The sequence below is a fragment of the Mesorhizobium sp. L103C119B0 genome, from assembly GCF_000502235.1.
Classification (GTDB): Bacteria; Pseudomonadota; Alphaproteobacteria; order Rhizobiales; family Rhizobiaceae; genus Mesorhizobium.
The window spans coordinates 1-4,513 of the sequence record NZ_AYXE01000054.1 but is presented as its reverse complement, the minus strand read 5'-3'; the positions used below and the strand labels follow the sequence as shown (position 1 = coordinate 4,513).

Annotated in this window: 5 protein-coding genes and 4 pseudogenes; 4 read left to right on the top strand and 5 right to left on the bottom strand. The window is 58.6% G+C overall.

Annotated elements, in window-relative coordinates; all coding sequences use genetic code 11:
- Window positions 1-252 (bottom strand): annotated as a pseudogene (locus tag X728_RS01000000167525) (response regulator); the annotation flags it as partial.
- 79 nt (window positions 253-331) lie between these two features.
- Here X728_RS01000000167525 and X728_RS137075 point away from each other — a divergent pair.
- Window positions 332-607, top strand: coding sequence for an acyl carrier protein (locus X728_RS137075; protein ID WP_023679571.1), 276 nt, complete (start codon window positions 332-334; stop codon window positions 605-607).
- 105 nt (window positions 608-712) lie between these two features.
- On the opposite strand, the gene X728_RS137080 is transcribed toward X728_RS137075, so the two are convergent.
- From X728_RS137080 to X728_RS1000000169960, 3 genes and pseudogenes are all read right to left on the bottom strand, one after another.
- Window positions 713-1,330, bottom strand: coding sequence for a hypothetical protein (locus tag X728_RS137080; protein WP_023833323.1), 618 nt, complete (start codon window positions 1,328-1,330; stop codon window positions 713-715).
- Window positions 1,330-1,509 carry a hypothetical protein gene (locus X728_RS137085; RefSeq protein WP_031194388.1) on the bottom strand — a complete coding sequence of 60 codons (180 nt, stop codon included), beginning with the start codon at window positions 1,507-1,509 and terminating at the stop codon, window positions 1,330-1,332. Before X728_RS137085 ends, X728_RS137080 begins: the two co-directional genes overlap by 1 nt.
- Window positions 1,506-2,247: pseudogene (locus X728_RS1000000169960) on the bottom strand (IS6 family transposase). Before X728_RS1000000169960 ends, X728_RS137085 begins: the two are co-directional and overlap by 4 nt.
- A gap of 278 nt (window positions 2,248-2,525) precedes the next feature.
- Between X728_RS1000000169960 and X728_RS137090 the strand changes: the two are divergent.
- The 3 genes and pseudogenes from X728_RS137090 to X728_RS01000000167515 all read left to right on the top strand — a co-directional run bounded on the left by X728_RS137090 (window position 2,526) and on the right by X728_RS01000000167515 (window position 4,100).
- A complete protein-coding gene (locus tag X728_RS137090) occupies window positions 2,526-2,903 on the top strand; it encodes a hypothetical protein (protein WP_023690673.1) in 378 nt (125 codons plus the stop codon).
- A 198-nt stretch (window positions 2,904-3,101) separates the two neighbouring features.
- Window positions 3,102-3,301: pseudogene (locus X728_RS1000000169950) on the top strand (DUF1403 family protein); the annotation flags it as partial.
- A 154-nt stretch (window positions 3,302-3,455) separates the two neighbouring features.
- On the top strand, window positions 3,456-4,100 hold the full coding sequence (locus X728_RS01000000167515) for an IS6 family transposase (RefSeq protein ID WP_245266240.1): 645 nt from the start codon (window positions 3,456-3,458) through the stop codon (window positions 4,098-4,100).
- Window positions 4,101-4,189: 89 nt separating this feature from the next.
- Here X728_RS01000000167515 and trkD read toward each other — a convergent pair.
- Window positions 4,190-4,513, bottom strand: a pseudogene (trkD, locus tag X728_RS00165) (potassium transporter Kup); the annotation flags it as partial.

The window sequence follows — 4,513 nt, the reverse complement described above, 5'->3', positions numbered from 1 at the left end:
TTTTCCGCCTCATCAAGCCGGTCGCCGCTGATCACTATGATAGGAACATCCGATTTTGTCGCCAGATTGCGGACGATCGCAAGTCCATCCTCCCGGCCTAGGTTAAGGTCAACAACCACGAGATCGACTGGCTCACGTGAAAGAACATAGTCAAACTGCTTGCTATCGTGGACTGCGGTTACCTTCAGGGCATGCATCGGCGATGAGGCGCCGCATTGCGGCATCATCGTCAATGACAAGAACATGTTTCAACGGCACACCTCGTTTTGGGGGTTGCGCCCCGATCAGGGTTGCATTACCTGAATCTGCAAGCAAAAGGCATGTATTAGTGATGACATTACTTGAAATTGAACAACTGGTTCTCAAAACCCTCAACGCTCTAGTTGCCGAAAAAGTAGAGGTGTCGATGACAACCAGAATGCGGGATCTCGGCCTCGACAGCCTCGACTATAACGAGCTTGCTACGGCGATCGAGAGCCGACTTGGCTGGTTTGTCGACGATTACAAGCTCTGGCAATACGAGTCCGTAAGGCATGTCGCCGACGCCGTCGCCAGTCAGGAGTTGCGCACCGCGGAACCACCAGCAGTGCGACAAGTGCTGGAGTAGTGCTGTAGGCACAGGTTACGGTGAGGGCAGCTTGGGCGGCGGTAGCTATTGCCATTGCTCCGCTGTGGTTTCTATTCGTGACTGGTGTGTTTGAGAACTGTTGGGTCAGCCCGGTCCATGTCGCAGTGCCGATGCCCCCTTGGTGGCGTTGCCCGCAATTGCGATCGCTGCGCCCAGGGCACCAATGCTGACGGTCGTTGTCAGGCCACCCGTTGAATTGTTGTCAGAGGCAACAGTGCCCACCACACCATCCCAATTGGTGGTCGTATAGACCGACATGTAGTCACGGAACACGCTCTCACTATACGTGGTCACGATCGTTGCCGTCGTACCGGTTGGCACGAGGGCCGACCACACTGACAGATAGACCACACCAGAATTGAAGATGCTTTCCACCTGAGCGAGAAGGGTGGCAGCCACACCCCCAATCGTCATACTGTTGACGGTCACTGCACTTTCGGTGTCAGTGGTCTCAGTTGTCACGATGACACGACGATTAGCGTGTGGCGCGACAAGAAGCGGAATGCTGGTGTGGGTGTAAACGGTCGTGGCAGTCGAGTCTTCGTGAGTGCCATTGAAGACCAGATCTATCGGGAACATTTTCTCCCAGACGCCCGAGCTGCGCACATAGACCTGTCGAGCCTTGGTCCAGAGGCTTGAGATTTTCACCCATACGGCGCTAGCCGCCCCCCAGACCTCGGAGGCTTTGACGTAAAGGGCCATTACGGCTGCACCCAGAAATCACCGTCCACGCCGCCAGAAGGGGCAGCGGCCGAGATCGTGACGCTGCGATTTGCCATCGTGCCGACGCCGAGAAGCGCCTTGGTCTGGGCAATGGACTGCGGTCGACGATAATTGTCCCCGGTGCCGTCACTCGACACGCGACCGACGAAGCTCGTCACAGCGTCGGCACCTGTGGCGTAGGTCGAGCGGTACAAACGCGTCGTGATATCACCAGCGCCATCGCGCTGAGGCGATGAACATGTATGGCGAGAGCAGAACGTTTGGGGCGGGACGAAGAGGTTGCGGAGGGCTGACAAGGTCGAGACGAAGCGTTGCAGGCCTCCCGGCGATCGGACCTCTGCATCATCCGCTCCCGTTTTCGCGGCGGCACATGGGAATTCTCCGCTCCGTTGTTCAACCCCTTGTGCGACCGGTGCTTGACATCCGGCATCACCTGTCGCTTTGCCGCTCCATACGAGCGCAGCTAGTCGGTGATCATGCGCTTCGGCGCGAGCCCCTGCTTCTTCAACGGCCGCGTCAGCAAGCGCTTGGCGGCCTTGGTGTTGCGGCGGTTTTGCACGATTTCGTCCAGCACATATCCATCCTGGTCGACGGCGCGCCACAACCAAAGCTTTTTGCCGGGCGATGGTGACGCCACTTCGTTCAGGTACCAGACATCATTCCGGCACGGCGGCTTGCGGCGCAAGCAGCGAGCGCAGTCCAGCCCGAACTTAGATGCCCCACCGGCGACTTGTCTCATACGAAACCACGATGCCGCGTTCCAGCAGCATTTCCTCAACCAGGCGCAGGCTCAGCGGAAACCGGAAATAAAGCCAGAGCGCGTGGGCGATAATAGGCGGCGGAAATCGGGGGGCGTGTAGCTGACGGCGGGCGTATTCATGCCCCCCGGCGTCCATGTCGCAAATCTTGACGATTGCTTTGTGTGTCAAGCCCGCCGCAGGTCTCAATGCGTTCATATGCAGACATTGTGAAAATCGCCCTATTCCGCCTTTTTTTACCGCCCCTTAAGTCCCCCGCTCGCATGCTTGTCGATGCATTGAACTCATAGCCATCGGCCAAGGATTTTGGAAAATATGTTTCCGCTCGCAGCAGAAAACGTGAGAGTCGCTGTAGGCCTAACGTCAAGGGGAGAGAGCGGTTTGATTGGACGAAATGGGTACCGGAGTACCGAGTCATGAAGCCACGAGGTAATCTGGTCCGACTGAAGCAATTTCAGGTGAATGAGAAGCGACGACAGTTGCACCAGCTAGACATCATGATTGCCGATTTCGAACGCATGGCGCGAGAACTGGAGTTCCAGATAAACGCCGAGGAAACGAAGGGCGGCATCTCCGATGTCAATCATTTCGCTTATCCGACGTTCGCCAAGGCCGCTCGCCTACGTCGTGACAACGTCAAGAATTCGCAATCGGACCTTCTGCGGCAGAGAACCGCAGCCGAGCCATGCCTCGCCGAGGCTGAAGCAGAGCTCTCCAAGGCGCAATTGCTAGAATCGCGCAGCGGCAGAGGCCACGACCTCGAACCCGGCAACCGAAGCGCCATGATCGGCTGAGCCGGACGGCTTCAGCGCGCCTCAATTCGCGACACCGACTGGCCGTTGGCGCGCGAGAGGCGTGCGGGCACTGTAAAGATATCAGCGTCTTGATGCAGCGATAGCTGGTCGGGACGGCTGTCATGCTGCGGCGACATACGCGATTTTGTCCAGATTTGCATAGCGGCGTTACGCAGGTATGGGGGAAAGTGGAATTGGTTGGCAATCGGATCATCGGTGGAGACGAACCGCTGCCGGCGGACCGGCGCCTGGCGGCAACGCCTGGCGCTTTCGGCGGCGGCGGTAACGGCAAAGCAGGCTGGCCGCGTCGAGGATGAAGCGGCCCCTGCGTGATGCCGTTCTGCTCACGGCCGGGAGACGGGGTCGGCCCCGCCGGCCGGATGCTGCTCGCTTGGCGCGGCACCGTAAAGTCAACCGACAGCTTATGAAGATGTGCTTACATTGGGCCATGTCAGAAGTTGCTCGTGGTCCGCTCTATGGTCGCCACCGCTTTCCCCCGAGATCATTGCGCACGCGGTATGGCTCTACTTTCGCTTTCCGCTCAGCCTGCGCATGGTTGAGGACATGCTGGCGGCCCGCGGCATCATCGTCACGCATCAGACCGTTCGAAGCTGCGCGGAGAAATTCGGACGGCATTTCGCCCAGGAGATCAATATCAGCCGGCTGCCTGGGCGACAAATGGCATCTCGACGAATGTGTCGTGGCTATCAGTGCAAGAAGCAGTGGCTCTGGCGTGCCGTCGATCAGGACGGCTTCGTCCTCGAAGTGCTGGTACAAAGCCGCCGAAATGCCAAGGCGGCAAAGCGTCTGATGCGCAAGTTGCTGAAAGCTCAAGGGCGGACACCACGGATCATGATCACCGACAAGCTCCGATCCTATGATGCCGCCATGCGCGACCTCATGCCCGGCGTCGAACACCGGTCGCACACAGGCCTGAATAATCGAGCGGAAAATTCGCACCAGCCGACTCGACGACGCGAAAGGATCATGAAACGCTTCAAGTCGGCACGCCAGCTTCAGCGGTTCGTTTCCATCCATGATCCGATTGCCGACCTGCTCACTTTCCCTGCAATGCGCTGTCATCGGCTCAACATCGAGACCTGCGTAACGCCCCCATGCAAATCTGGAACAAGATCGCGTGTGTCGCCACAGCGTGACAGCCGTCCCGGCCAGCTATCGCGTGCATCAAGCCGCTGAAACTTACAGTGCCGGGCGCGCTGCTACCTGAATTTCCTTACCCGCTCAATCAATGTGACAGCACCGATTCTTCTCAACCGCGGCATGCCCTAAATCGTCACTTGCGTTCCGATCTCGACCACACGTCCGGTCGGGATCTGGAAATACTCCGTCGCATCGGCCGCCGAGCGGGCGAGCCCGATGAACAGCTTGTCCTGCCACACCGGCATGCCGGAATTGGGCGATGCTTTGAGCGAGCGCCGCGACAGGAAGAACGACGTCGTCATGATGTCGAACTTCCAGCCCTGCTTGCGGCAGATCGCCAGCGCGCGCGGAATGTTGGGCTGTTCCATGTAGCCGAAGGTCAGCGTCACCCGCATGAACAACTCGTTGACTGTCTCCATCTTGACCCGCTCGCTGTCGGGCACCAGCGG